Consider the following 24,906-nt stretch of genomic DNA (forward strand, 5'->3'; position numbering starts at 1 on the left):
TATAATAGTTAATAAGGTAAAATATTAATCATATAATACTATTAACTTTGTTTTTTGCTTGTGTCAGGAGGAAAATATTATGGAATCAGCGATACAACTAGAAAGAGAACAACAAAGAAAAAAGAAACATCCTCCAGGTTTATACTTACTCTTCTTTACAGAAATGTGGGAAAGATTTAGTTACTATGGATTACGAGGATTATTAACATTATATTTAACAACAGCTTTAGTAAGTGGTGGTCTTGGGTTTAGTCCCGCTTGGGCACTCTCTATTTACGGATTTTATACTGGTGCTTGTTATTTCACACCATTGATCGGTGGATACTTAACGGACCGTTTTCTAGGCAAACGAAAAGCCATCACAATTGGTGGTATAACAATGGCAATCGGTAACCTTACACTATTTGCCTTGCAAAACCAAGTCGGTCTATACCTCGGATTAGCGCTTATTATTATCGGTAATGGATTCTTCAAACCGAATATCTCTACACTTGTTGGAGAATTATACGAAGAAAATGATCCAAAACGTGATAGTGCATTTACAATTTTCTATATGGGTATTAACGTCGGTTCATTTTTAGCTCCACTCGTTTGCGGGTTTTTATCAGAAAATTTATTCAAAACAACAATAGATGGCGTTGCTCATTTCGGATTCCGTTACGGTTTCTTAGCCGCTTCAATCGGAATGATCATTGGACAAATTTTATTTACAACACTATCAAATCGCTTCCTTGGTGATATCGGTAAAAAACCAACTCGCGATTTGCAAACGGCTGCTGGACAACAAACAATAGGAAATACACCGTTAACAAAAAAAGAAAAACAACGTACAACAGTTATCGTCATTTTAACATGCTTTGTTGTCTTCTTCTGGGCTGGATTTGAACAAGCTGGTAGTTCGTTAACATTATATACAAACAAATTTGTAGACCGCTCTGTGTTCGGATGGGAAGTTCCAACATCTTGGTTCCAATCGGTCAATCCGTTATTTATTATTTTACTTGCACCAGCTATTTCAGCATTATGGGCGAAACTGGCAACTAGAAAAAATGGTGACATGAAAATCCCAACAAAAATGGGACTTGGTATGATCTTACTCGGTATCGGTTATATTGTTCTTGTTATCGCTACATTAAAAACAGGCAGTGACGAACATAACATTACAGAAAAAGCAAACTTACTATTTATCGTCTTTACGTATCTTTTCCATACGTTAGGTGAGCTATTCTTATCACCTGTCGGGCTATCAATGGTTAGTGCTCTCGCTCCAGTAAAACTAGCCTCTTTATTAATGGGCGTATGGTTAGCAAGCTCAGGTATTGCTAATATTTTAGGCGGACAGCTTGCAAGCTTCACAACTTCACTTGGATATGCTGAAGTATTCACAGTTATTGGCGCTGTGGCGATCGTTTTAGGTTGTGTTTTATTATCAATTTCTAAGAAATTAGTGAAATGGATGGATTAAAAAAAGATGAGGAATTTTCCTCATCTTTTTTTACGCTTTCTTTCCCTTTTCTATTGCTTGTTCATACAAGCCTTTATGTTCTTTATATTCACTTGGCACGAAACTCTTATAGAAGAACGAAAGCCAGCTGTCTCCTTTTTTATATCCTTCTTCTCGAATTTCCGCTGCCTTTTTATTTGATTTAAATCCTTCAGTAAACCATTTCTTTAATGTTTCATTCTTTTCATACTTAGCAGGGACTTTTAAATCATAATTTTCAAATGCATATGTATATCCAGCTTTTTCCGCTGCCTTTTTGGCAGACTTATATCCCTTTTCATACGCGGTTTCATATACTTTCACATATGTATCCTTTTCAGTATTTCCAGGTTTCTTTTCAGCTAATTCTTTACCAGCATTTTCACCGAGTTCTGCTTGCTCTTTTTCAATTTTTGCTGTTCTCTCTTTATTCCCTACTTGGAAACCTCCTGCAAAGTTCCCCTTAAACTCAGGAGTAATTTGACTATCGTCCATTGCCTCTTGTGTTACCCCTTGCTCTTTACCTTTTTCAAAATGTGCTTTTTTCTGTTCTTCTAAAGACCATGCCGCAGCATACGCAGTTGTAAATGCTTGTTTATATGCGTCTGACTTTCCAGCTACATGTCCTTCTGCATTATTCTTTCCTGCTTTAAAATCTGTCTCTCCACTTTTTTGACCTTCAAGCTGCCCTTTTTCCATGTCAGCTTGACGCTGGGCTTCCTCTTGCTTACGTGCCTCTTCTGCTTTTCTTTGCTCTTCGGCTACACGTTGTCTCTCTTCTTCAGCTTTGCGTTGTTCTTCTGCAGCACGCTGTCTCTCTTCCTCTGCTTTACGCTGTGCTTCTGCAACTCTTTGCTTCTCTGCCTCCGCCTTACGCTGTGCTTCTGCTTGTTTCTCTGCTTCTACAGCACCATTATTATTTTGACTAGGCGCAGGGCTTGTTGTTCCACCGCTAGAAGCTGGTTTATTGTGATAATGATATTCCCCGTACTGCAATCCCCATTTTTCACAATTTGTACGACACGTATGTCCACCATTAGCATCTGTACGTCCTGGATGTGCATAAGCAGAAATTGGCGCTACCAATAACGCTACACTTGTTGTTAAAAGAAGTCTTTTTACTTGCTGTTTCACTTTTGTTCCTCCCAAAATCTAGAATCATTACCTTATTATATAAGAATAGAAAAATATTTAAATACCAACTAAAATATTCTTTTATTTCTCAACATTGGATAAAAAAGAAGGTTCACTCTTTAAAGAGTGAACCTTCTTTTTTCTTTATTTCTTAGCCTTTGTTCCTACTAAATCACCCGTAATAACAAAACGCTTAGAATTATCCTTAACAGATACACATGTAATAAGTGTTATCTCATCTTTCCCATGATCCTCTACAACTTCCCATTTATCAGGAGTCACTTCAGATACACCGGTAACAGTATACTCATACTCATTTGCATTGTCATACAAATAAATTTTATCGTTCTTCTTTAAAGTTGATACATCACTAAATAAAACACCTTTTTTTGACATATTATGCCCTGCAAGTGCATAATTCCCTTGTCCCATTACTTGATTTTCTCTTACAGTTGCCGCACCTGATAATAAATTCTTTTCAGTCGACGCTTTTAAAACAGGAAGTTCTAATGAGATGCTCGGAATTGAAATACGACCGATTACTTGTTTTTTATCTAACGATGCACTCGCTACTTCTGCCAAGTCTGGTTGATTAATTTTTGAAGCATCTACAAATTCTGTATCATGCTTTTCATATTCCATCTTTTGAACAGCTTGTACATTCGCTGTCTGCTTCTTCTCTGCATTATATCCATCATAAAATGGCTTTCCGATTAATACACCACCTACAATAAATAGAAGGATTGCTACTATACTATAAATTCTTTGCTTATTCATATACAATTCCTTTCCGTTACAAAATCTTACTCTATATAAAATGATAAGACAATATTGCTATATGTACAAGTGTAAGCTAAAAAAGAAACCTTCTTGCATCAGCAAGAAGGTTTTTTTTAGACTAATTTATTTCTGTACAGGGATACGTAAAAGACTGTCATTTGAATAAAAAGCATGAAAAATAAAATATATAATGGATATCCAGGAATATATAAATTAGCTACAGGAGAAAGTGTTAAAAATCCAATAGCAATAACTATTCCATACCAAAATGAAACAAATGTTGTCCGGCATGCCTTTTGTGTAATTGCTTTTTCCCGCTCGTCTTCTTGTGGAAATAATAACGGGTACATCCAATAAGAAAGAGCCTTATGTTTCTTCTTTTGAACTTTATAAAAAATCGTCGTTATAATAGCTACAATTGTTAACAATCCTAATGGCATCATGTTGATTGTTACTTCAAACGGTAATTTCTCAGTTTCAATAATATTTGCCAGCTCTATCCAAGCATAATAGAGCTCAATAAACGCCCAAAAAGCTATCACAAATCTCAGCACATTTAAGATATAAGAAACCCCAATTCTATTCATCCTCTTCCCCCTCCTTATTTAAAACAAATACATCTTCCATCTTTAACTCGAATACATCACAAATCGTCAATGCTAGTAATAATGAAGGAACGTAATCCCCTTTTTCAATTGCAGCGATCGTTTGTCTCGTCACCCCAACCTTTTCTGCTAATACACTTTGCGTAAAATTAAAGCGAGCTCTTAATTCCTTCACCTTATTGCAAATGGTCAAATTTACCACCTCTTACCATCATTGTATGCTGTCCTTAACAAAATGTAAACTCAACTTAACATTATTTTACAAAAAAATCCAACTTTACGTTTTGTAAAGTTGGATTACGTTTTAGTTTAAAATTGTAACTTTAACATTTTTTCTGCCCCAATTACTAGACGAGGCTTTATCCGGCATTAAAACATCGATTTTGTGACCTTTAATCGCGCCACCAGTATCTGCTGCAATTGCAATTCCATAGCCTTCAACATTTACAGTAGATCCTAATGGAATAACAGATGGATCCACCGCAATTAATTTCATTCCTGGGTTTGCAGTTAAGTTATAAGGCTTACCACTCGGTCCCCATGCAGAATATACTTGTTGACCTGCTGCATAACCATTTTCAGATGGATCTGCTGTATAAGCTGTTGCGTGTACATACATTTCTTTTCCGCCAGCAGTTATTTTAGGCTGTTCAGGCTCTACTTTCGAACTATTATTAGCAACTGGTTCAGCTGGTTTATTAGCAACCGGTTCAGCTGGTTTATTAGCTTTTTCTTGCTTTTCAGCAACTTCCGCTTGCGCTTTCGCTAAAGCTTCTTGCTCAGCCTTTGCAGCTGCTTCAGCTTTTGCGCGCTCTTCTGCTGCAATTCTTGCTGCTTCTTGTTCACGAGCAATTGTTTCTTGTACTGCTTTCATATTTGCTTCAACTTTTGCTTTCTCTTCCGCTGCTAAATTAAGTTGGCTTGCAATCTGATTATATTTAGCCTGAACCGTTTGTAAGTTATCTTGACGTTTTTTCAAGTTATCTTGCAAATCCGCTTGTGCTTTTGCTAATTTTTGCTTATCTACTACTAAAGATGCTTCTTTTTCGTCAATTGCTTTTTTATCTTCTTCAATTTGACGAAGATCTTGTTCTTGTAGACGTAAAATTTCTTTATCTGCTTCTAGAATAGTAGTAACTGCATTCATACGTTGTATGAAATCTGCAAAGTTTTTTGATTCTACAACAACTTCTACTACTAAACTCGTATTTGAGCTATTTTGAACAGAAACCATACGTTTTTTCATAATATCCTTACGAGCAAGGACTTTATCTTCTAAAACGATAATATCTGCTTTTTTTTGTTCAATCTGCTTATGTGTTTCATCGATTTTACGTTGAATAGCAGCTTGATCCTCTTTATTTTTTGCAATTGTATTATTTAAATTATGTAGTTCATTTTCGATACCTTGAATTTCTTTACTAACAGCTTGCTTCTCTTGCTCTTTCTTCTGCATATCTGCATCGTTTTGCTGCAATTGCTGTTGCATGTTGTTAAGTTTCTCGTCGTTTGACTCTGCTTTTACAGCGACTGTACTAGAAAGAACAATCATTCCTGCTAATACTAGACTACTGATTCGCTTAAAATAGTTCATAATCCGACTCCCTTCTTATACAGTTATACATGATTTATTTTACAGTTTGTTTACAGGACCATTAAATACAGTTTATTTTTCATGACAAAAAAAGAGAATTGTGAACAAAATGTAATAGATTCTTAAATATTTAACAATTCCTATATTTAAAAATTATAAAAGATGCTAAAATCCAAATATAGAGAAATTAAAAATCCTAAAGGCGGTTGAATTAAATAAAATGTTTACTCAAAAGAAATCACTCCAACATAAAATTGATCAACTAGAAACTCATATACATGAACTAGAAGCAGAATTAAAACAAAAAGATGTGGAAAAACAAGAAATTATATCTTCTATCCATAATCGTGTAAAAAGCGTTATGCAAGAGCACGAACTTGTAAATAGCCAACATCATACACTCCAAAACTTAATTCAACAATTGAACGCATGCTTTGAAAATGTTTCTACGCGTACTACACATTCCAACGAATTAAATAACGAAATGCTACAAAAAGAGCAAAACTTAATTCAATCTATTGAAGAAATTATCGATTGCTCTAATGAAGGAAAAGAATCCGTTCATCGCTTACTCATTGTAATTAATAGATTAGGTGAACAATCTCAACGTACTTCTAATAGTATGAATCATTTAAGCGAACGCTCTAAAGAAATTGAACAAATTGTAGAAGTGATTCAAAACATTGCAGCACAAACAAATTTACTAGCGTTGAATGCAAGTATTGAAGCTGCACGTGCTGGAGAACACGGTAAAGGATTTGCTGTTGTTGCTAATGAAGTAAGAAAACTAGCTGAAAGTACAGCTGAAAGTACAAAAAACATCGGTAACTTAACGAAAAAAATTCAAGAAGAAATTGAAAAAGCATATGAAAATACAAAAGATAATTTACATTTAGTTGATGAAGGTGTTGAAATGAGCGCTGATACTAACGCTAGAATTGAAAATATTTTAATGATGATTCAAACATTACAAAGTGGCGCTACAAATGTTATTAAAGCTATCGAAAACCAAAAATCTTGTAACGATGATATATTACGAGAATTTGCAAACACACAACAAATGTTCCAAAAATTAAACACTACTATTATGAATCATATTAATGATGCTGAAAAAGTCGATGTTCAATTATCAAAAAGTATTCAAAAAATAGTAGGTTTTCAGTAATGTAAAAAACCCCCTATGACGTCATAGGGGATTTTTATTATATTTTGAATATTATTTTCTTCTCAATATTCACTCTCTCTTTTGTTATAATAGAAAAGTTATTTCTTTCGACTAATACACAAGGAGGATGTTATGGAACAATTTTATTACATTTTAAAATATTTAATTCTTGGTCTATTCCAAGGACTAACAGAACCAATTCCGATTTCTTCAAGCGGTCACCTCGTTTTAGCACAGCATTTGCTAGGACTAAAAATAGAAGGGTTTAGCTTTGAGCTACTTGTTAATTCAGCTTCATTATTAGCTGTATTACTTATTTATAGAAATGACTTAATTCGTCTAACAAAGAATGGTCTATCTTATATATTCACAAGAGCAGAAGATGCAAAATCAGATTTCTTCTTTATTATTTACCTTGTTATTGCAACCATTCCAGCAGGTGTAATTGGAGTTTTATTTAAAGATTATATCGACCACTATTTAAAAGGTGTTAAAATGGTTGGGATTTCCCTTCTTATTACTGCTATCGGCCTTTGGATTATTCGAAACTTGCGTGGACGTAAAAATGATGGCGACCTTTCTATGAAAGATGCAATCATTATTGGTCTAGCACAAGCTTGCGCACTAATTCCTGGTATAAGCAGATCAGGTGCTACAATCGTGGCAGCAATGTTACTTGGTATGAAGCAAGAAACAGCTCTTCGCTTCTCATTCTTACTATACATTCCTGTTAGCTTAGGTGGTTTATTGTTAAGTATTACAGACATTGCAAACGATCCAAATTTAGATACATTATTTGTACCTTATATTGTTGCTTTCATCGCAACATTTGTCATGACATATATTTCATTAAAATGGTTTATGAACATTATGGCAAAAGGAAATTTAAAATACTTCTCTTTCTACTGTATTATCGTAGGTGTGCTAACTATCATTTTCTTATAAAATGAAACTTTAATCAGTGGGGGTTTTGTTCATCCCCCCTGATTATTAGCCCTCACCAATCGGGCTTTTACGGGCAGCAGGGCTCCCACCTAACTTCTTTGCTCCACCTGAATTTTGAGGTGGGAGTTTTACTGCCCACAAATAGCGGGATAAAAAACCACTTACTGCCCTCATACAGTAAGTGGTTTTTCCTTATGCATAAACTTTCTTTTCCTGACAATACAAGCGAATAACATGTGTATTTTTTTGAAATAAATCATGTGTTAAGCGAATAATAATAAAATTTCGTTTTGTATTATCATCATGAACAAAAATCTGTTCCCCCTCTTGAAAACGCCATGTGCTTTCAAAAGTTGTAATATGATCCCCGCTTACCGAAAAAAGCTCATATTGCATATCATGTACCCTCTTTCAACTTGTATAATCATAATATCTTTATATTAAACTTATTATAACTTAATCTATTTTAAATTTGTAATTTTTTCTATTTCGAGCTATTTCAACTTTGTTTTACATTCTTTTAAGCGCTATAATGATAAACGAAATTTCATTGAAAGGAGCTTCATTTTGACTGCATATTTATTTCCAGTAAAAACAGCTTTTATTTTATTTCCTATTTTAGCAATGTTTCTATTAATTCCTTTTTTAATATTTAATTATCGAAAATACGGTTATTTAAATAAATGGCGCTCATTTATTTTATACTCATTATTACTTTACTTATTAAATGCCTATTTTCTTGTTATTTTGCCGTTACCACAAACGTATGATACTTGTAGCCTACAACCCGCTAATACACGGCATATGCAACTCTTACCATTTTATTTCATACAAGAGATTAGTAATCATACATCGGCAATTTTAACGAAACCTACTACTTATTTCTTGTTATTAAAAGAATCTGCATTTTTACAAGTTGCTTTTAACGTTCTATTAACCGTTCCATTCGGTATTTACTTACGTTATTATTTCCGACGTAGTTTCTTCCAAACAGTGTGCATTTCTTTTTGCCTTTCACTGTTCTTTGAATTAACACAAGTAACTGGATTATATGGTATTTATAATTGTGCATATCGCTTATTCGATATCGACGATCTGTTTTTAAACACACTAGGCGGCGTAATCGGTTTTATCATTGCGCCAATATTTACGTACTTCCTGCCAAAAACAAGCGAATTAGATAGTCATATTGATTTGGAAACGAAACCAGTCGGATTCGTTCGTCGTCTCATCGCTATGCAAATTGATTGGATCTTCTTATCTATCGTTGTACCTTTCATTAAAAACAAAGGAAACTCACTATTTATTTCTAACATCCAATCTTATACAAATGTATACGAACTCCTTTTCATCGCATGTTCAATCTTAATTTACTTTATTATCATCCCATACTTTACAAATGGAAGAACAATAGGGAAAGCGTTGCTTCGTATTTACATTAAAGGACAAGCAGAGCGTATTACACTAAAAGAATTATTCATTCGTTACGGTATATTCTATTTCATTTTAGGTGGAATCAATTACATTCTTTCTAGTAGCTCTATTTTAAATCATACAGAGCCTTTAGTATTACTAGTTATACTGTTATTCCAATTTGTAATTAACGGGCTATTTATTATTCATGTTTTATTACATGTATTTAGTAGTGATAAATTACTATTTTACGAGCGTATTAGTCATACAAGAAATGCAATTACACTTAAAAAAGCTGACAAATACTAATTTGTCAGCTTTTTTTCATAATCGTAAATAACTTTTCTGTATAAGGGCTTAAAAATATTCCTGTTTCATCTAGTGACTTCCTCACTTTTAGAAACGAATGCAATTCTGGATATATATTTTGCAATTTTTCGTACGTTAACGTATGCATTTTCCCCCAATGTGGGCGCCCTTCATACTTTAGAAAAATTTTCTCCACTTCACCAAAATAAGCGGCATACTTCATACCTTTATACATATGAACAGCTATATACGCTGAATCTCTTCCATATGCTGGACTGAGCCATATATCATCACCTCTCACGTAGCGGCATTCAATCGGGAAGTGCACCTTATACTTTTTCTTTTCAATAAGATTTGAAATTTCTTCTACAACAGCCCTCATATCCTTTGAAGGGACACTGTACTCCATTTCATAAAATGGAACTGTACGTGATGTAGCGAACACTTCATAGCTTGGTCCAATTATTTTCGTGTTCGGTACAGCCTTAGCTGATAATCGGCTTACTCCTTTACTTATAGAAGGAAACCATTTACACCCTTTAGATAATAAAGAGAACATCCTATTTTCAAGTAACTCCACCTTTAGTTTATGCCATTTCAAATCACTTTCTTTACTCGTTGTTTCGTTTGTAAATTTCACTTGTACTTCATCTGAATAAGGAAAAACGAAAAATTCAAAATGACGATTCTTCTTATATTCTTCTAGTTTGTTCATTACAGTAGACAATGATTGTTTTTCACTTTCATAAACAAGCGAATACGCTGGGATAACCTTCAATTTTATCTTTACAATGATACCTAGCATTCCAAGCGACAACTGAAATGCTTTCCAATATTCAGCGTTCTCGGCTTCTGAACAAACTATACTCTCACCTGTTGATAAAACTGCCGTGATCTCTATAACTTGTGTTGATAAACTCCCAAATGTAACACCCGTCCCATGAGTCCCCGTACTAATCGCTCCTGCAATAGATTGTGAATCAATATCCCCTAAATTTTCTTGCGCATAACCTTTTTCCTGAAGTAACTTCCCTAAATCATGTAGCTTTGTTCCCGCCCATACTTCGGCAACCTTCTTCTCTGCATCAATATTCACAATGCCCTTCAATTCATCTAAAGAAACTAAAATTTCTTCCGTTTGCACAAGAGGTGTAAACGAATGACCTGAACCGACAACACGAATTTTCTTTCCTTTTTTTCGTGCAAGCCCCACAACTTCTACTACATCTTGTATACTTTTTGGATACATCGTATAATGCGGCGTTCCTTCTACATTCCCTGTCCAATTTCTCCATTTTTGTCCCTTTATAGAAAGCATTGTCCATCCCCCCGATATGTTGAATACTCTCCAACAATTTCCCCTTGTTTAATGCGATACAAAATAGGAAAACGCTCACATAACTCCCCAGCTTTACTATGACGAAACAAGATAGAATCTCCTATATCCACTCGTTCCTCGCCGTTATAAAAAATTGGCGTTTGCACTTCACCAGCACCTTCTAAAGCTAATAGTTTTGCACCATGCGGCATCCAAACCTCAGGCTCTTTATCTTTACCAACTGCACCTGAGGCAATATATCCGCCACCTAGGCAAGTATAAATAAAAGGAGCCGGTTTGCGTACAACTGGTAAAGCAAATCCGGCAGCTGGCTGGAATTTTACTTCTTTATAATAGTCAAACAGTTTAGGAGAGTAAAAGGCGGATCCTACAGTAATCTCTGAAACTGAGTTATCTTGCTCAGTTGTTTTTATACTTCCTGTTCCTCCCCCATTTACAAATCTTAGTTCAATACCAAGGTTTTGTATTTCTTTTACGATACGTTCTCTTCTTTCTTTAACCTCTAACACTGATTTCTTCTTTAAATACGAAACAGCTTTACTTTTCATCCATTGATTCGGTATATGATCCCCCACCCCGGCAATTTGAGCTTCATATCCCATTACACCATCTAGTATTAAATATGATGAGCCCTTCACCTTTTCTACTATTTTCAAAGCGCTCTGCACATCTTTTACCGGGGATCTTTTTACACCAAAATGAAATTTCAAAAAACGACTACTCATATCAATATCCAAACAAACGCGAAAACACCCTTTAGACTTCTCAGCAATCTTTTCTAAATAAGTAATATGGTCTTCACAATCCACCATACAAGTTATAATGTGCCCTTGCTTTGTTAGCAAACTAATTTCATGTAAAGCTCTTTCATCATAAACAGGATATCCGAGCAATAAATCATTAAATCCTTGTTCAATTAAAAACAAAGCTTCTCTAGGAGAAAAACACATAATACCTTGAAACCGATTATTTGCAGCTAAAATCTTTTTCATAACTGGAACAGAGCGTAATGATTTACTCGCTATACGAATTTTCTTATCTCCACTTAACTCTATAATCGATTGAATATTCCTCCCTAAAGCCACTTCATCTAAAAATGCACACGGTAATGGAACTTCCTTAAAAATTCCTCTATCCACATTTTTCTCTCCTCTTCTATATATGTCTTATACATATTGGAAAGAAAAAATGATTTTCCTGTTTTCAAATAAAAAAAGTTTCTTCTTCACGAAGAAACTTTTTTAAGACTACTCTACTTCATAGAAATAGTCGCCTCTACTGGATAATGATCAGAATAATCATCATACGTATATTTTTTGAACCATGATGTAACAGACCACTTTGGAGATTTCACTTGTAATACGTTATTCTCTACGAATGATGGATTCGCATGATCTTTACTCGCAATAATATAATCTAAATGTTCAGCAGGTGCATCTGGATAATTGTATTTCGCAATACTGTTTGTCGTCGCATCCCAAGTTGCTGCATGTCCTGTATAAGATGGAACAGACGCATGTAATGTTTTAAACATCGATGCATACTCTGAATTGCTATTATTCTCAGCATTTATTTTATTTACATTCATATCACCACCAATTAACACATACTCGTTATTTGGTATATTTTTATTTTTAATAAACTCTTGAATTTCTTGTAGCTGTTTTGTACGTACAGATGCTGGCGAAGTATTTCCACACATACTATCTTCAGCTTGTAAATGAGTCCCAATCACATGTACAAAACGATCATTTTTCTTAACTTTTGTGTATACAAATCCTTTATTTGATAAGTTATCTGGTCCACAGCCTTTTTCAAATACATATTGAATCTTTTCAACAATTGGCCATTTACTCACAATCGCTACACCTCCATCTTCAGGAGTCGAAGATGAATAATTTCCTAACGTCTTATCCCACTCGCTTCCACTACTACGACCTAATACTGCCGTTTGATTTGGATATTCTTTCTTCAAATTTCCTAATAAGCGATTTGAAGCACTATTATCAAACACTTCATTTAATATAACAACATCCTGATTCTTTATATAATCTGCCGCTCCAATTAAATCAGCACGCTCATTTTGTCCCCAGTTCGGATATAAGTTTGTTGATAGCATGTACACATTATGCGTCATCACTTTCAAAGTATTATTTTGATTTGTAGACGTTTCTGCTTGAGCTGAAGATCCTCCGTATAAAACTCCTAAACCAATCCCAAAGCTAAGTACACCTTTTAGCAATTTACTTTTCACAATTCATATCCTCCGTTTACTGTATAGTGATAAAAAGGCCAAATACTCTATTCTGAGATTTGACCTTTCTCCAATACTTAACGATTTCCGTACGTATCAAACCAAAGCTGAATGTATCCAGCAGTTACACGTTGCGCTTCCATTAATCGCTTACCAGTCATTGGTGTAACTTCAGCGCGCCATTTGTCGGCATAACTTTGTGATACAGCAGCTTGCACGAACCAACTTTTCGTATTACTATTTACGATACCAGGGAAATCTTGTTTCGCAGCTACCGCAGCACCATGAATCCAATCTTCAGGGTTTATACCTTTCCAATTCCAATATCCATTTCCGTCCGTTACTTTGTAATTATCTTTTATCGTATCTACAAAGTTTTCATATTTAGAATGGAATCCTTGTGGATAAGAAATATTCGTAAAGTTTGCTGCATGCATCGGTTGATTTACATCACCTAAATAATGAAGAGATAACCCTAAATAGAAGAATGCTTGTTTCATATCTTTATTTTTATAAGATTCACCAGCTAATTTAAAATACTTAGCTCCAGTTTCCTTCGCTTGCTTTGCAAGTGGAATGTATGTACTTCCATCGTCTGGATCATAGAAATGTGACGCAAATGTACTATTGTCATAATAAGGATTTTCATAATCAGCAGAATAAATGCCATTTTCTAAATCTGTGCGCCATTCATTTAATAGTGCAACTTGATCTTGTTTTACAATTGTCGTATTACGGGACATAATATCAATTGCACGATTCACGATCCATAAATGAGAATTTACACCTTCTGAATGCTTATCTTCAGCAGACCAATATTGAATAATCTGTACTCTATTCCCACCATCATTTTCATGAGCAAAAGCTACATTTTGTAACGGAGCTACTAACGTAATAGCTGCTGCTAAAGCGAGCACTTTCTTTTTCATCTGAAACCCTCCATTTTATAATTGAGTTATAGTAAATATTTTGTTAGGATCCTACTATGTCTTCTGGTTAACCTATGACTAGAATATCCCACCTTTCATGAAATTTCTATCAATAAATTAAAATATGCAAATGTTCATATCACTATAACTTTATACATAGCGAACGTAATGAATGAATGCACTTACATTGTAATACAGTATTGTTAAGCTACTGCAAATACTTGTCTAAACTAATGTAAAAAAAGAGTAAAGCGATTAACCGCTTTACTCTTTTTTTCTTTTCGATAATACACTTGGCAGTTGCACATTAACTGCCAATTTATGAATAAATCCAAACACTAATCCAATCCCGATAAATATGTATAAGATCGTAAATACCTTTCCGAAATCAGTTTGCGGACTAAAATTCCCATCACCGACAGTCGTCAACGTAACCACACTAAAATATAGGGCGTCAAGAGGACGTAATCCTTCAACTGTACTATAAAAAATCGTACCAGATGTTAATGTTAAAAATGTTAATACGAATAATACTTGAAATTCTTTATCTTTCCACGCTCGTAAACAAGCTTTTAACATCCGTTTCAATGTCAACATAAATGAAAGCATTAGACTTCCCCATCCAAACAAAATACCTGTAGTTAAAGGAAAGTCTATCACCTTTCTGTATAGAAAAAAAGTAGCCCTCTTCTATTTCTAGAAAAGGGCTACTTTTTACTATTCTCTATTATTTAGGTGAAACAAGAATTTTCACTTGTGTTTTATCTTTTACAAGTGCTTCAAATCCTTCTTCAACAACTTGATCCACTGTGATTTTTTTCGTAATTAATTTCTCTGCTTGAATTTGGCCAGAGCTAATTAATTTAATAACAGCTGGGAAGATATGACGGTATCCAAGAATACCGATAACTTCTTTTTCTTTTAGTACAAGGTTGTTTGGCGTAATTGTCGCATCTTTTTCCCACACACTAACAATTACAGTTTGTCCTTCAAAACTTGTACTTTCAATCGCTTGACGAAGTACTACTTCGACACCTGTTACTTCAAAGCTCACATTTACACCTAAACCATTTGTTAAGTTACGAATTTCTGCTAGTACATCTTGAGTTGCTGGATTTAATACGTAATCAGCACCTGCTAATTTAGCTAGCTCTTGACGTTCTTTAGAAAGTTCCACTGCGATAACAGGAGTTGCTCCTGCTGCTTTTGCTGCTTGGATTACAAGAAGCCCAATCGGACCACAACCAAATACCGCTACAGCTTCTCCCTCTTTTAATTTACTTTGACGTACTGCATGAACTGCTACTGCTGCTGGTTCTACAAGTGCACCTTGTTCATACGTCATTTCATCAGGAATATGGTGGACCATATCTTCTGGTACTACTGTATATTCAGAGAAACCGCCGCCTTCTCCGCCAAGACCGTGGAAAACAAGTTGTTCACAAACATTGTAATGTCCGTGTTTACAAGCTTCACATTTACCACAAGAATAAATTGGTTCTACAACGACGCGATCTCCCACTTTATGAGAAGTAACGCCTTCACCGATTTCAACTACCTCACCACTAAACTCATGACCTAAAATAACCGGTGCTTTTACGTGTGTTAATGGGTGCTCTTCTGTTGGAATAAAAATAGGTCCTGCTAAATATTCATGCAAGTCTGTTCCGCAGATACCACACCATTTAACTTTAATCTTAACTGCTCCTGGTCTTACAGTTGGTTCTGGTACTTCTTCTACTCGTACATCACGTTGATTATGCCAAAGTAGTGCTTTCATTTTATACATCCCTCTCTACGTATATACTTAACCTGGTGAAGTTTACAAATCTATTATAATACTTTCATCCATATATTTCAAAAAAACAATCTCATTTCCACTAAATTTTAACAAATAACGTTCAATATTTTGTCACTTTGTACTTTTTTCCACATCTGTTAATGCTAATTTCATTGCGGTTGAAATTAGCATTATGCCATAATAGCATAGGAGAGGTGAATATCGCTTGAAATATTTTATTTACTTTATTGTTATCGTAGCGTTTTTAGATACATTTTCACAATTACCTATTATGAGTACTTTCGCTCAAAGTCTTGGAGGAACCCCTCTTGTTATTGGGCTAGTTATCGGTATGTACTCATTCGCTAATATGATCGGTAATATTATCGCTGGAGCCGCTGTCGATAAATTTGGTGCAAAAAAAATCCTTTATATAAGCATGGGAATTACGAGTTTCATAGTCTTGTTATACACCGTTGTTCAAAGTGGTGAACAACTATTAGTTGTGCGCTTTATGCACGGTTTTAGTGACGGATTTTTAATTCCTGCTGCCTTTACGTTTTTATCAAAGCAAACGAATTCAGCAAGGCAAGGTAAAGCAATGGCTCTATCTGGTGCCGCTGTTGGAACAGCTGCAATCGTAGGACCTGCTTTCAGCGGCATTATGAAAGCAACAGCTGGTATAGAGTGGGTGTTCATTACTATTTCTATTTTAATGGTCCTTGGTACAATCGTATCTCTATTCTTCTTACCAAATAACGTATCAAGAAAAGATACATCAAGAACACAAATGATGAACAAAGAAGATATGATTGAACTATTGAAATCAGAACCGTTATTACAAGCATATATTGGTGCTTTCACACTAATGTTTTCACAAGGGATTGTCACTTATATGTTACCAGTAAAAGTTGAGGCATTAGCACTTAAAGCATCTACAACAGGCATGATGTTAAGTGTATTCGGAATTACCGCTATCCTCTTCTTCTTACTGCCAACAAATCGCATTTACGATCGATTTAATCGTTCCAAACTAATGCTAATCGGGATTGCAGTAATGGCACTAGCGTTATCTTTACTCGGATTATTTGCAACAAAAGGCATGCTCTTTATCGTTATGATGATTTATGGAATTGGGTTCGCTATCCTCTTCCCAGCAATTAATGCTTTACTTGTTGAAAATACGACAGATAATAATCGTGGGAAAGCATTCGGATTGTTTTATGCATTCTTCTCGTTAGGAGTTGTTGCTGGATCCTTTACAGTTGGAGCAATCGGAGCATCACCTAGCGCTAGCTTCGTTATCGGAACTGCATTCTTGTTAACATTTGCTGGAATGATTTTTGTAAGAAGCAAAGTAAAAAAGACAATGATGGGTTAATTCCATCATTGTCTTTTTTTAAAATGCATATTGATATAATCCGTAATATAACGGAAAAGTTGGGATAATGCCAATTAATTTAAATACAAAAGGTAATGGCTCATCTTTCTCTTCATATAATCGTAAAACAAAAACTGCAGTTAAAGTCCAAATGATGCTAAATACGAAGATGCATTGCCAAACGATCGGCGTCAATATTTGTACATCAAAAACAAATCCAAATAGTCCTATCCATGTAATAATAGACACTACAAAATCAAACTTTTGAATCGATGTTTGAAACATCCCTCTCACTAGCGAAGTAATAGCTAATATCGCTACAATTACCAAATAAATTTTCCACAACATAATGATAATCTCCTATTCAATTCAACTTTTAACTTTCAATAAACCATATTTAATGAATAATATGGCATTATATTTTTCATAGAAATAATACAACGGATAACAAAATAAGAAGAAAATAAGTACGGTTGGTACATTGTCTATAATAGAAAAATGTTTTACTAGCAATTCTTTAATACTCTCTCCAATAATAATAAACAGTGGGATAACACAGATTGCCGCTAATATTAAACATGGTGTTATCCTCATTTCTTTCAGCTTCACCTTACAATGCGGACACCTTAATGAAAAAGGATGTGGGATGTCGATAATATGTTGTGCAGTAATATTCTCTTCACATTGTGGACATGCAATTGTTTCTTTCATTTGTCCCCCCTCCTTTCTACTCATCAAAAAAGAGTTCTATTAAATAGAACTCTTTTTATTGCCTAATATATATTACTTTTGTATATAACCAAATATCAATGTAAATAAACTTGCATATAAAAGCAATACTACTTTCTCCTTTTAAAAAAGAAAATGAATAAATATCGACGATACTTCGACAATTTCCTCGGAAATATTTCTTTTCCACACATAATTTGATACACTACATATGGATAAACACTTGTATTACATAAGCTAAAATAATAACTTAATGTACAAATAAAAGAGCACACTCTTCATATGAAGAATGTGCTTTTATTTTATCCCGCATTAACGTCTAATCCAAACAGCGCCTGCCGACTTATCCTCTGCCTGTCCAACAACTTGGAATTTAAGTCCAAGGTTTGGAACTTTTCGTCCTGCGTCAGCAATTTGCTTATTACTGTATACCTTTGAATCATCAAACGTTGTAACGCCTTGTAATCCAGTATAATTAAACTGTCCTCGTGTAAATGAATTTACACTCCATGAAGGTGTTTGATCAAATGAAAATGCAGCATCTGCAATTTGAATTCCAGTATTACCGTATGCTGGTTTCCCACCTAAATTTCCAACAATCGCTTCTGGATGAGAATCTACAACACCAAGGAATCCTTCACCTGGATGTAACCCAACCCAGTTATCTTTGAAACTATCATCTGCATACCAAACGACAAGACCTGTATTATACACCGGACCTTTTCCCGCTTTTAATCCATTATCTGATCCAGCATAGTTTCTCCACTCTAGATAATAATAATGGGGTTTCTGTTCTGTCCCATCAGAAACAACGAATCCATTTAACTTCATTTTAGACTGTCCTTCTGCGTCATCTGAAAATACTACTTGTCCATCAACTGTTACATTTACATTATCCATTGCGAAACCTTTATATGTTAAAGCTGGATCTGTAATATAGTCGAATTGTAGTTTAACTTTCTTCCCTTTAAATTGACTTAAATCATATGATTTATCAATCCATTTTCCATCTGTTGTATCTTTATTTTCTTGGACTATGTTTTCTCCCAATCTATCAATTAATGTTTTCGTTCCATCTTCAGTTACAGCATGTACTTCGATGAAATCACACTCTGCTTCTAGTTCATAATTCGCTTTATAATCAAATTTCGCATTTGTTCCTTTTGTTAAATCAAAGAATGGTGTTTCTAATGTCGTATGCATATCATCTCCTCTTGTACTATAATATGCATGCTTTCCAAACTCCGGTTTAATTGTTTCAACACTTTTACCTGGTAAGTTAACACGTACGACACCTGGACGATTGGATTTCGTAACACTTTGATCAATATATGTAGGAACGCCTACACCACTCTTAATTTTATCGTAATCTACTTCTAAAATTTTCGCCCAGTTTCCACCCATATTCTTTTGTAAGAAGTCTTTATTTTGTGGTGAAAAACTAGTTGGCTCTGTTCCAGCGATTTTTCCTGTCCAGCTACCTCCACTCATTAATGACCAAGCTTCGACAGGTGATCCCATTCCAGTATAATTCGTATCATACTCATCTGGTAAACCAAGGTCATGTCCAAATTCATGTGCAAACACACCTACTGCACCGTCTTCTGGTTCAATTGTGTAATCATGAGCCGCTACTTTTCCACCAAAGTAATCTACCTTTGATTTTGTACCTTCAATCGCTACTGGATCTGTTGCTAATTTTGAACGATGTGACCAAATCGCATCATCACCTAATTTACCGCCACCAGCTTCTTGACCAACACCAGCATGGATTACCATTAAATGATCAATTACACCGTCAGATTCATTTTGATTACCATCACCATTTGTATCATATCTGTCAAATTGATCAAATTGAGATAAATCTAATCCTTTATCCGCTGCAGCTTTTAATGCTTCTTTCACTAAATCACGCGCACCTTTTGGTCCTTTATTATCGTGACCGCTACTACCATCAGCACCATAATCAGCGGCTTTACCTGGAACAGTTAACCACTCTGTTACATATCCGTCTGTCGTATAACTACCACCAGACTGTTCTTCATAATATTGCTTAAATGTTTTTACTTTCGAACCATCAAATAATGTGTAAGGCTCATTACCAAATAACATTTTTTGATAATGTTCTCTACTAAAGTCTTTCGAATACATATAACCTGGTGTTTGCTCAATATTATTATGTTTATAATCACTAAATTCAACGAGTAACACTAACACTTTATCATTGCGGACAGGTCCACTATATGGAGCTTGTTTCGCCTTAGAAGTTGGAACTTTCCCATCTAATTGCTTTTTATTTGGCTCTGGCTTTTGCTCAGGGCTAACATTTTTTTCAGCTTTCTTTACTTTTTCCTTTTCTTCCATCTTCTTCTCTTTTACCTTTTTCACGAAATCAGATGCTTCTTGATTCGCATCGGGAAGAATTTCTTTATTCGCCTGATCCCCTTGTTTCTTTTCAATATATTGCTCTACGGCCTTTTTTGTCTCTTCTTTAGACGATGCTGGATTGATTGTTCCTCTTTCTTTCAGCGCTTCCGCTAAACGATCTTCTTGAATTAAGTTATGATCAATTGGCGTTGTAGACACACCTTCTTTTGCTGACGTTTCTGCATATGCTAACGGAGCACTCATTACAGCTGAGCATCCGATGAGTGTTGCGATCGTTAATAATGACAACACTTTAAATGGCGCTTTTTTTCTCATTTTAATCATCCCCTTGTATCAATCTTAAACTTCAGATAAAAATATGTAATCTATCCTCCCTTGTATAATAAAAGACATGATTCTATAAGAAATAAGCTTTCTGTTATAGAATCATGCCCTCCAGTTTTCTGGTCAGACCCTCTATCTTTTTATGTCGAAATGTGAAAAATAAAGAGTGATTTGTATATATTAAATAGCTTATATTAAAAATTTAAAAGACAATATGCACAATTGCATGAAAATTCTTTCAAACGAAAAAAGAACCCAAGTTAATTAAACTTGGGTTCTCCATTTCGTATTATTTCTCTTGTGTTTTTTCCCAATCAGCTAAGAATTTCTCAATTCCTTGATCTGTTAATGGGTGCTTCACTAATGAAGCGATTACGTTTGCTGGAATTGTTGCAATATGTGAACCGTTTAATGCTGCTTCTGTTACGTGAACACTATGACGTACAGATGCTGCAATGATTTCTGTTTCAATGCCGTGAATTGCAAAGATTTCTGCGATTTGGCGAATTAAGTCCATACCGTTATGACCGATATCATCTAGGCGACCTAAGAACGGTGAAACGTATGTCGCACCAGCGCGAGCTGCAAGTAATGCTTGCACTGCTGAGAATACTAATGTAACGTTTGTACGAATTCCTAAATCTGAGAATGCTTTTACTGCTTTTAAGCCTTCTGTTGTCATTGGAACTTTTACAACAACATTTGGAGCGATTTTTGCTAACTCTTTTCCTTCTTCAATCATTTTATCAGCTTCTAAGCTAATTACTTCTGCGCTTACAGGTCCTTCAATAAAGCTGCAAATTTCACGAATACGCTCATGGAAATCTACGCCTTCTTTTGCTACAAGTGATGGGTTTGTCGTTACTCCAGCTACTACACCTAATGCATTTGCCTCTTTAATTTCGTTAATGTTTGCTGTATCAATAAAAAATTTCATTTGTTATTCTTCCTTCCTAATTTTCATTTTATATTTATTTATTTTTTCTTAATAAGCTCTAATTCAATCGGAATAAATTTGTCCACTTTTTTACCTTGTGTTATCTCTTTTGCTGTTTCCATCGCCTTCTCTCCGATTAATTCCGGTTTTTGAGCGACTGTTGCTGCCATACGCCCATCTTTAACCGCTTTTACAGCATCATCCGTTGCATCAAATCCAACAACGACTACATCCGTTTTACCAGCAGATTTTAATGCCTCAATTGCGCCTAATGCCATTTCATCATTATGAGCAAATACCGCTTTAATATCGCTATTTGCTTGCAAAATATTTTCCATAACGGATAACCCTTTTGCACGATCGAAATCAGCTGCTTGTTTTGCTACTACTTTTAAAGACTTATCAGCTACGTTATGGAATCCTTTCCCACGCTCACGAGCAGCAGACGATCCAGGTATTCCTTCTAACTCAGCGACATTTGTTCCTTCACCAACTACTTCCCGAATGTAATCACTAGCCATTTGACCACCTTCTACATTGTTGGAAGCTATGTGAGAAACAACTTTACCTGAATTTGCAACTCGGTCTACTGTAATAACAGGAACATTGGCCGCATTGGCTGCACTTACCGCTGAAGCAACAGCATCTGAGTCGGTTGGATTAATAACAATTACATCGACACCTTTTTGAATTAAATCTTCAACATCGTTTGTTTGCTTCGCTGCATCATTTTGTGCATCAACAGCAATTAATTCAATGCCGCTATCTTTTGCTTTCTTTTCTGCACCTTTTTTCAACGTGACGAAAAATGGATTATTTAAAGTTGAAACAGAAAATCCAACTTTAATAGTTTTATTTCGACCTTTATCGCTAGAATCCTTTGCCCATTCTGGTGGCTCCATTGAACAACCAGCAGTAACTACCATGATGCATGCAACGAGTATCAGTAACCATTTTTTCATGAATTGTCCCTCCATTACGCTTCTTTTCGACGATCAATTAGTACAGCTAGTAAGATTACAAGTCCTTTTACAACTTGTTGGAAGAAAGAAGATACACCTAATAAATTTAAACCGTTATTTAGTACACCAATAATAAGCACACCGATGAATGTACCAACAATCCAACCTCTTCCACCTGAAAGACTCGTTCCTCCTAACACAACTGCAGCAATTGCATCCAATTCGTAAGAAGTACCAGCAGTCGGCTGTGCAGAATCTAACCTTGATGTTAAGACAATACCTGCAAGCGCTGCCAAAATTCCGGAAAGACCGTAAATCATTACTTTAATTCTCGTAACATTAATACCGGATAAAGCTGCCGCTTCTTCATTTCCACCAATCGCAAACGTACGGCGACCAAACGTTGTTTTCTTTAAAATAAAGTACAGTACTGCAAAAGCGATCATCATTGTAACGGCTGGCACAGGAATACCAAGGAAATAACCACGGCCAAACATTTGGAACATTAAATGATCACCAAGACCAGTGATCGGACGTCCGTCCATATAAACAAGCGTCAACCCGCGAAAAATAGTCATTGTTGCTAAAGTTGCAATAAACGGAGCTACTTTTCCCTTCGCAATAATAATACCGTTTACAATCCCCATTGCAAGACCTGCTAATAATCCAACTACCATTGCAAGGAACGGATCCATGCCACTTGCCATCATTCCGGCAACAAGTGCACTTGATAATGCTAAAATAGAACCTACCGATAAGTCAATACCCCCTGTTAAAATAACGAAGGTCATTCCAAATGCAATGAGTGCATTAATCGATACTTGGCGCAGTATATTAAATAAATTTGGAATTTCAATAAATGCTGGATTTAAAGCTGTAATTACTACGATAATTAATACTAATCCAATTAAAGAACCAAGTTGTTGTAATACATTCCCCTTCTTAGCCATATCTTACTCTCCCCCTGTAGCTAGTGCCATAATAGACTCTTGCGATGCCTTATCTTTCTCTAAAATACCACCGATTTTCCCTTCATGAATGACGAGAACTCGATCACTCATTCCTAAAACTTCTGGAAGCTCAGACGATACCATAATAACGGCATCTCCTTGCTCGGTAAGCTTATTCATAATAGAGTAAATTTCTTTTTTAGCCCCAACATCTACACCTCTCGTTGGTTCATCTAAAATGAGTAACTGCGGATGAATACCTAACCATTTTGCAATTACAATCTTTTGCTGATTTCCACCAGAAAGAGATTTTACAGCTTGCTCTCCGTTTGCTGCTTTCACATTAAGAAGCTTCATCATATCCTCAGTAAATTGCTGTTCTAAACCTTTATTAACAACGCTTCCCTTTGAAAGACTTTCTAAATTTGGTAAAGCTAAATTTTCACGAATCGAAAAATCTAACACAAGCCCTTCAGATTTTCTATCCTCTGTAATAAAGGCAATTCGTTGTCTAATCGCATCAATTGGACTATCAATTTTTACTTCTTGTCCATTCATGAAAATTTTTCCTGAATCGAGCAGTTCATATCCAAATATTGCTTTCATAATATCCGTGCGACCAGCTCCCATCAAGCCCGCAACACCAAGGATTTCACCTTTTCTAACTTGAAACGAAACATTTTCAAATTTCCCCTTTTTCGTTCCGTTTCGCATTTCAAAAATCACTTCGCCAATTTGACTATTTCGTTCTGGATAACGTTCACCAATACTGCGGCCCACCATCATGCTAACTACTTCATCAAATGACGTTTCTGGAATTAATCTTTTCCCTACATATTCTCCATCACGCAAAATCGTAATAGCATCACATATTGAAAAAATTTCTTCCATCCGGTGTGAAATATAAACGAATGAAACGCCCTCTTTACGCAATTTATTAATAACAATAAACAAAGTTTCAATTTCGCGATCTGTTAATGCCGCTGTAGGTTCATCCATAATAATAACGCTCGCCTTTGTCATTAATGCTTTAGCAATTTCAATAATTTGCTGTTGTCCAACTGATAATTCACCTGCTAGCATAGCACCTCTCACATGTAGACCAAGATCTGCTAATTGTTGCTGGGCAATCGCATTCATTTGACGCGTACGTAAAATGCCCGTTTTCCCATACATTAACTCTTTTCCAAGAAACATATTTTCAGCTACCGTTAAATTCGGTAATATGTTCAACTCTTGATGGATAAATGCAATACCATACTCTTCAGCTTCTTTCGCATTTTTAAAAGTTCGTTCTTTCCCATCAATCATGACTGCTCCACTGTCTTTTTTATATACACCTGTTAAAATCTTCATGAGCGTCGATTTCCCCGCTCCATTTTCCCCCATCAATGCATGGACTTCTCCTGTTTCAATCATAAACTGTGCATTTTTTAGAACAGGATTACCACTGAACGCTTTTGAAATGTTCTTCATTTCAATATGCATTCTCATCACATCCCTCT

Annotated in this window: 23 protein-coding genes and 1 pseudogene; 5 read left to right on the forward strand and 19 right to left on the reverse strand. The window is 35.3% G+C overall.

Annotated features, from left to right (window positions below):
• The first annotated feature begins 79 nt into the window (after nt 1-79).
• Complete coding sequence (locus MR066_RS19390) at nt 80-1,465, forward strand: peptide MFS transporter (RefSeq protein WP_061689184.1); 1,386 nt, start codon at nt 80-82, stop codon at nt 1,463-1,465.
• 30 nt (nt 1,466-1,495) lie between these two features.
• On the opposite strand, the gene MR066_RS19395 is transcribed toward MR066_RS19390, so the two are convergent.
• The 5 genes from MR066_RS19395 to MR066_RS19415 form a co-directional block, all read right to left on the reverse strand.
• Entirely contained in the window at nt 1,496-2,617 is a 1,122-nt protein-coding gene (locus tag MR066_RS19395) for a YHYH domain-containing protein (RefSeq protein WP_242248240.1), read from the reverse strand.
• Nucleotides 2,618-2,761: 144 nt separating this feature from the next.
• Nucleotides 2,762-3,394 carry a class A sortase gene (locus MR066_RS19400; protein ID WP_242248242.1) on the reverse strand — a complete coding sequence of 211 codons (633 nt, stop codon included), beginning with the start codon at nt 3,392-3,394 and terminating at the stop codon, nt 2,762-2,764.
• Nucleotides 3,395-3,510: 116 nt separating this feature from the next.
• Nucleotides 3,511-3,984: a DUF2178 domain-containing protein gene (locus MR066_RS19405; protein ID WP_199673898.1), complete on the reverse strand. Its 474-nt coding sequence runs from the start codon at nt 3,982-3,984 to the stop codon at nt 3,511-3,513.
• Nucleotides 3,977-4,204 carry a helix-turn-helix transcriptional regulator gene (locus tag MR066_RS19410; RefSeq protein WP_078185072.1) on the reverse strand — a complete coding sequence of 76 codons (228 nt, stop codon included), beginning with the start codon at nt 4,202-4,204 and terminating at the stop codon, nt 3,977-3,979. The genes MR066_RS19405 and MR066_RS19410 overlap by 8 nt, the downstream gene beginning before the upstream one ends.
• 102 nt (nt 4,205-4,306) lie before the next feature.
• Complete coding sequence (locus MR066_RS19415; RefSeq protein WP_242248243.1) at nt 4,307-5,596, reverse strand: 3D domain-containing protein; 1,290 nt, start codon at nt 5,594-5,596, stop codon at nt 4,307-4,309.
• Nucleotides 5,597-6,257: 661 nt separating this feature from the next.
• Here MR066_RS19415 and MR066_RS27405 point away from each other — a divergent pair.
• A pseudogene (locus MR066_RS27405) lies at nt 6,258-6,761 on the forward strand (methyl-accepting chemotaxis protein); the annotation flags it as partial.
• Between the two features lie 132 nt (nt 6,762-6,893).
• A complete protein-coding gene (locus tag MR066_RS19425) occupies nt 6,894-7,706 on the forward strand; it encodes an undecaprenyl-diphosphate phosphatase (RefSeq protein WP_002010553.1) in 813 nt (270 codons plus the stop codon).
• 192 nt (nt 7,707-7,898) lie between these two features.
• Here MR066_RS19425 and MR066_RS19430 read toward each other — a convergent pair whose 3' ends face one another.
• Entirely contained in the window at nt 7,899-8,102 is a 204-nt protein-coding gene (locus tag MR066_RS19430; protein ID WP_002010557.1) for a hypothetical protein, read from the reverse strand.
• A 171-nt stretch (nt 8,103-8,273) separates the two neighbouring features.
• On the opposite strand from MR066_RS19430, the gene MR066_RS19435 reads away from it, so the two are divergent.
• Nucleotides 8,274-9,428 carry a VanZ family protein gene (locus MR066_RS19435; protein ID WP_242248245.1) on the forward strand — a complete coding sequence of 385 codons (1,155 nt, stop codon included), beginning with the start codon at nt 8,274-8,276 and terminating at the stop codon, nt 9,426-9,428.
• Nucleotides 9,429-9,432: 4 nt separating this feature from the next.
• On the opposite strand, the gene MR066_RS19440 is transcribed toward MR066_RS19435, so the two are convergent.
• The 6 genes from MR066_RS19440 to bdhA form a co-directional block, all read right to left on the reverse strand.
• Nucleotides 9,433-10,746 (reverse strand): D-arabinono-1,4-lactone oxidase, encoded by a 1,314-nt coding sequence (locus MR066_RS19440; protein WP_242248246.1) that lies wholly within the window; start codon nt 10,744-10,746, stop codon nt 9,433-9,435.
• Nucleotides 10,734-11,906, reverse strand: coding sequence for an amino acid deaminase/aldolase (locus tag MR066_RS19445; RefSeq protein ID WP_242248247.1), 1,173 nt, complete (start codon nt 11,904-11,906; stop codon nt 10,734-10,736). The genes MR066_RS19440 and MR066_RS19445 overlap by 13 nt, the downstream gene beginning before the upstream one ends.
• Before the next feature lie 113 nt (nt 11,907-12,019).
• Nucleotides 12,020-13,021 carry a sphingomyelin phosphodiesterase gene (gene sph / locus MR066_RS19450; RefSeq protein ID WP_242248248.1) on the reverse strand — a complete coding sequence of 334 codons (1,002 nt, stop codon included), beginning with the start codon at nt 13,019-13,021 and terminating at the stop codon, nt 12,020-12,022.
• A 77-nt stretch (nt 13,022-13,098) separates the two neighbouring features.
• Nucleotides 13,099-13,950 carry a phospholipase C gene (gene cerA / locus MR066_RS19455; protein WP_219300165.1) on the reverse strand — a complete coding sequence of 284 codons (852 nt, stop codon included), beginning with the start codon at nt 13,948-13,950 and terminating at the stop codon, nt 13,099-13,101.
• A 264-nt stretch (nt 13,951-14,214) separates the two neighbouring features.
• Entirely contained in the window at nt 14,215-14,559 is a 345-nt protein-coding gene (locus tag MR066_RS19460) for a potassium channel family protein (RefSeq protein WP_002090921.1), read from the reverse strand.
• Between the two features lie 118 nt (nt 14,560-14,677).
• Nucleotides 14,678-15,730, reverse strand: a complete 1,053-nt coding sequence (bdhA, locus tag MR066_RS19465) for a (R,R)-butanediol dehydrogenase (protein ID WP_000645834.1) — start codon at nt 15,728-15,730, stop codon at nt 14,678-14,680.
• Nucleotides 15,731-15,956: 226 nt separating this feature from the next.
• Between bdhA and MR066_RS19470 the strand changes: the two genes are divergently transcribed.
• The gene (locus MR066_RS19470) at nt 15,957-17,111 is read left to right on the forward strand and encodes an MFS transporter (RefSeq protein ID WP_044444498.1); all 1,155 of its coding nucleotides are present in this window, start codon (nt 15,957-15,959) and stop codon (nt 17,109-17,111) included.
• An 18-nt stretch (nt 17,112-17,129) separates the two neighbouring features.
• On the opposite strand, the gene MR066_RS19475 is transcribed toward MR066_RS19470, so the two are convergent.
• The 7 genes from MR066_RS19475 to rbsA form a co-directional block, all read right to left on the reverse strand.
• Nucleotides 17,130-17,459, reverse strand: coding sequence for a hypothetical protein (locus MR066_RS19475; protein WP_242248249.1), 330 nt, complete (start codon nt 17,457-17,459; stop codon nt 17,130-17,132).
• A 21-nt stretch (nt 17,460-17,480) separates the two neighbouring features.
• On the reverse strand, nt 17,481-17,822 hold the full coding sequence (locus MR066_RS19480) for a hypothetical protein (RefSeq protein ID WP_002029794.1): 342 nt from the start codon (nt 17,820-17,822) through the stop codon (nt 17,481-17,483).
• Nucleotides 17,823-18,152: 330 nt separating this feature from the next.
• Nucleotides 18,153-20,543, reverse strand: a complete 2,391-nt coding sequence (inhA2, locus tag MR066_RS19485) for a M6 family metalloprotease immune inhibitor InhA2 (protein ID WP_242248250.1) — start codon at nt 20,541-20,543, stop codon at nt 18,153-18,155.
• A gap of 298 nt (nt 20,544-20,841) precedes the next feature.
• Nucleotides 20,842-21,489, reverse strand: a complete 648-nt coding sequence (gene fsa / locus MR066_RS19490; RefSeq protein WP_000667669.1) for a fructose-6-phosphate aldolase — start codon at nt 21,487-21,489, stop codon at nt 20,842-20,844.
• Nucleotides 21,490-21,527: 38 nt separating this feature from the next.
• Nucleotides 21,528-22,451: a ribose ABC transporter substrate-binding protein RbsB gene (gene rbsB, locus MR066_RS19495; RefSeq protein ID WP_002090926.1), complete on the reverse strand. Its 924-nt coding sequence runs from the start codon at nt 22,449-22,451 to the stop codon at nt 21,528-21,530.
• Nucleotides 22,452-22,465: 14 nt separating this feature from the next.
• Nucleotides 22,466-23,401: an ABC transporter permease subunit gene (locus MR066_RS19500; protein WP_002029798.1), complete on the reverse strand. Its 936-nt coding sequence runs from the start codon at nt 23,399-23,401 to the stop codon at nt 22,466-22,468.
• Nucleotides 23,402-23,404: 3 nt separating this feature from the next.
• Nucleotides 23,405-24,889 (reverse strand): ribose ABC transporter ATP-binding protein RbsA, encoded by a 1,485-nt coding sequence (rbsA, locus tag MR066_RS19505; protein ID WP_242248324.1) that lies wholly within the window; start codon nt 24,887-24,889, stop codon nt 23,405-23,407.
• Nucleotides 24,890-24,906: the final 17 nt, after the last annotated feature.

Source organism: Bacillus cereus group sp. BfR-BA-01523 (genome assembly GCF_022662615.1).
Taxonomy (GTDB): Bacteria; Bacillota; Bacilli; order Bacillales; family Bacillaceae_G; genus Bacillus_A; species Bacillus_A mycoides.

Bases quoted from the DNA above. Each gene is read 5' to 3' on its own strand.
- MR066_RS19390 (WP_061689184.1), top strand. From the start codon at position 80: ATGGAATCAGCGATACAACTAGAAAGAGAACAACAAAGAAAAAAGAAA.
- MR066_RS19400 (WP_242248242.1), bottom strand. From the start codon at position 3,394: ATGAATAAGCAAAGAATTTATAGTATAGTAGCAATCCTTCTATTTATT.
- MR066_RS19405 (WP_199673898.1), bottom strand. From the start codon at position 3,984: ATGAATAGAATTGGGGTTTCTTATATCTTAAATGTGCTGAGATTTGTG.
- MR066_RS19415 (WP_242248243.1), bottom strand. From the start codon at position 5,596: ATGAACTATTTTAAGCGAATCAGTAGTCTAGTATTAGCAGGAATGATT.
- MR066_RS19425 (WP_002010553.1), top strand. From the start codon at position 6,894: ATGGAACAATTTTATTACATTTTAAAATATTTAATTCTTGGTCTATTC.
- MR066_RS19430 (WP_002010557.1), bottom strand. From the start codon at position 8,102: ATGCAATATGAGCTTTTTTCGGTAAGCGGGGATCATATTACAACTTTT.
- MR066_RS19440 (WP_242248246.1), bottom strand. From the start codon at position 10,746: ATGCTTTCTATAAAGGGACAAAAATGGAGAAATTGGACAGGGAATGTA.
- cerA (WP_219300165.1), bottom strand. From the start codon at position 13,950: ATGAAAAAGAAAGTGCTCGCTTTAGCAGCAGCTATTACGTTAGTAGCT.
- MR066_RS19460 (WP_002090921.1), bottom strand. From the start codon at position 14,559: ATGCTTTCATTTATGTTGACATTGAAACGGATGTTAAAAGCTTGTTTA.
- bdhA (WP_000645834.1), bottom strand. From the start codon at position 15,730: ATGAAAGCACTACTTTGGCATAATCAACGTGATGTACGAGTAGAAGAA.
- MR066_RS19475 (WP_242248249.1), bottom strand. From the start codon at position 17,459: ATGTTGTGGAAAATTTATTTGGTAATTGTAGCGATATTAGCTATTACT.
- MR066_RS19480 (WP_002029794.1), bottom strand. From the start codon at position 17,822: ATGAAAGAAACAATTGCATGTCCACAATGTGAAGAGAATATTACTGCA.
- inhA2 (WP_242248250.1), bottom strand. From the start codon at position 20,543: ATGAGAAAAAAAGCGCCATTTAAAGTGTTGTCATTATTAACGATCGCA.
- fsa (WP_000667669.1), bottom strand. From the start codon at position 21,489: ATGAAATTTTTTATTGATACAGCAAACATTAACGAAATTAAAGAGGCA.
- rbsB (WP_002090926.1), bottom strand. From the start codon at position 22,451: ATGAAAAAATGGTTACTGATACTCGTTGCATGCATCATGGTAGTTACT.
- MR066_RS19500 (WP_002029798.1), bottom strand. From the start codon at position 23,401: ATGGCTAAGAAGGGGAATGTATTACAACAACTTGGTTCTTTAATTGGA.
- rbsA (WP_242248324.1), bottom strand. From the start codon at position 24,889: ATGCATATTGAAATGAAGAACATTTCAAAAGCGTTCAGTGGTAATCCT.